The 2209-nt window shown below is 61.3% G+C and carries 2 protein-coding genes; both read left to right on the forward strand.

Annotated features, from left to right (window positions below; genetic code table 11):
- Positions 1-72: 72 nt before the first annotated feature.
- Positions 73-459, forward strand: coding sequence for a phage terminase small subunit P27 family (locus ACX3P1_RS27955; RefSeq protein ID WP_459083035.1), 387 nt, complete (start codon positions 73-75; stop codon positions 457-459).
- Complete coding sequence (locus ACX3P1_RS27960; protein WP_459083037.1) at positions 459-2081, forward strand: terminase large subunit; 1623 nt, start codon at positions 459-461, stop codon at positions 2079-2081. Before ACX3P1_RS27955 ends, ACX3P1_RS27960 begins: the two co-directional genes overlap by 1 nt.
- Positions 2082-2209: the final 128 nt, after the last annotated feature.

Below are 2209 nucleotides of genomic sequence, written 5' to 3' on the forward strand. Positions count from 1 at the left end.
TGCGCACGACCTGAAGGAAATCACCGAAATCGGCCGCCGTTGCGGTCTTGAGCTTCGCGCGGTGGCAACGTCATGACGCATCTTCGCGGCGTCAAGCCTGCCCTTTCCCCTGATCGTGATCCGCTCGCTAAGGCACCGCCCGCGCCAAAGTGGATGACGGCCGAAGCTCGCGCCGAATGGAAGCGGATCATGCCGCGCCTGATCGCGGATCGGATCATCACCAAGGCCGACCTAACCGGCGTCGAGAATTATTGCGTGGCAACGGGCCGCGTCCGCGAGATCGAGCTTTTGTTTGCTGCCGCTGGTTTGGACAAAACCCTTTTTGGAATGCAGAACCGCGCCATGCAGACGGCCCGGCAGCTTGCCGCCGAATATGGCCTGTCGCCGGTATCGCGCGCCCGCGTCGGCAGCGCCGGCAATGATGACGATGACGACGACAATCCGCTGAAGGTGCATTGATGGCGAGCACCTATCCGGCGTGGATTTTTGACGGCAGTCCGATTGATGACCCGTTCGGCTACGGCGACCGGGCCGTGCGCTTCCTTCGCGCCCTCAAGCACCCGAACAGCACCGCGCCGAAGAACGCTTTCCAGCTTCACGACTGGCAAGAGCGGATCGTGCGCCGGATTTATGGACCCCGGCACCCGGACAAACGGCGCATTGTTGAAACCGTTTTTTGGATGATTCCCCGCGGTAACCGTAAGACCAGCCTCGCCGCGGCGCTGGCGCTCTTGCATACCATCGGGCCGGAGAAGGTTCCGGCCGGGCAAGTTATCTTCGCCGCTTCCGACCGCGAGCAAGCCGGCCTTGGCTTCAAGGAAGCCGCCAACATCGTGCGTATGGACAAGCGCCTTGTCGCGGCGACCCGCATCTATGACGCCCATAACAGCGCCAAGAAAATCGCTTTCAGGGCGGAAGGCGTCGAACTTCAGGCCATTTCCAGCGACGGCGCAGCGCAGCACGGCAAAACGCCGGCTTTTGTGCTGGTCGATGAAATCCATGTTTGGAAAGGCCGCGAGCTTTGGGAAGCGCTCAAGTCTGGCATGGTGAAAACCAGCGGCACCCTTATGGTGATCGCCACGACTGCCGGGCGCGGCTCGGAAAATCTTGGCTTTGCCGAATACGACTATGCCCGGCGCGTTGCGCTCGGCGAGATTGTGAACCCGGCCTATCTGCCGATCATCTTCGAAGCCGATCCGGCTGCCGATTGGCAAGATGAGGCCGAATGGCACCGCGTCAATCCCGGCCTTGCCTATGGATTTCCGAACCTCAACGGTTTGCGGAACGCCGCGAAGGAAGCCGAACACCGTCCGGCCGACCGCCACGCCTTCAAACAGTTCAACCTCAACATCTGGCAGGCGCATTCTCGCGACCCGCTTTTCGACATGGCGACCTATGACGCCGGCACGATCCCGCTGGACCTCGCCGACCTTGTAGCGTTGCCGTGTTTCATCGGCGTGGACATGAGCGTCAATGGCGACCTTACGGCTGTTGTGGCGGCTTGGCGGCATGAAGATGGCACGATCACCATGCACCCTTGGTTTTTCGTGCCGGGCGATGACCTGAAGGGTCGGGCCGAACGTGACGGCGTTCCTTATGAGCAGTGGCGCGATGATGGCCTGATTACCGTCATTGACGGCCCGGTGATCGAACCGGAAGCCCTCGAAGCCCATATCCGCGAGATTTGCGCCGACAATGACAATGTGCAGGAAGTCGCTTTTGACCCGCACCTCGCCCGAATGACCATGCAGCGGCTTTACGATGACGGCATCCCTACCGTGGAAATGCGACAAGGGCCGCTCACCATGGGGCCGGCTATCGGCACCCTTGAGCGTGTCGTGAACGGGCGCAACCTTCGCCACAACGGGCATCCCGTCCTTCGGCATCACTTCGATAGCGTCGTGGCGTCCCGGAACGACACCGGCTTGGTGCGAATGCACAAGGGCAAGAAGACCGACCGGATCGACGGCGCGGTTGCCGCCGCCATGGCCGTTGCCCGCGCTGCCATGAACGATAACCGCAAGAGCTTCCTCGACATGGACCCGGACGAACTCGACCGGCTCATGAGCGAAGCGGCATAGGATTCAAAGATGGACGATACCCAACGCCTTGTTGTCTCGCTTGAGGCCCGGCTAGACAAATACGAAAAGGATATGGCCCGCGCCGGCAAGGCCACGAACGACAATTACAAACGCATGGAGCGGCGCAC

The sequence above is a fragment of the Mesorhizobium sp. A623 genome (assembly GCF_054489405.1).

Coding starts and splice junctions, on each gene's coding strand:
- ACX3P1_RS27960 (WP_459083037.1), top strand. CDS start 459: ATGGCGAGCACCTATCCGGCGTGGATTTTTGACGGCAGTCCGATTGAT.
- ACX3P1_RS27955 (WP_459083035.1), top strand. CDS start 73: ATGACGCATCTTCGCGGCGTCAAGCCTGCCCTTTCCCCTGATCGTGAT.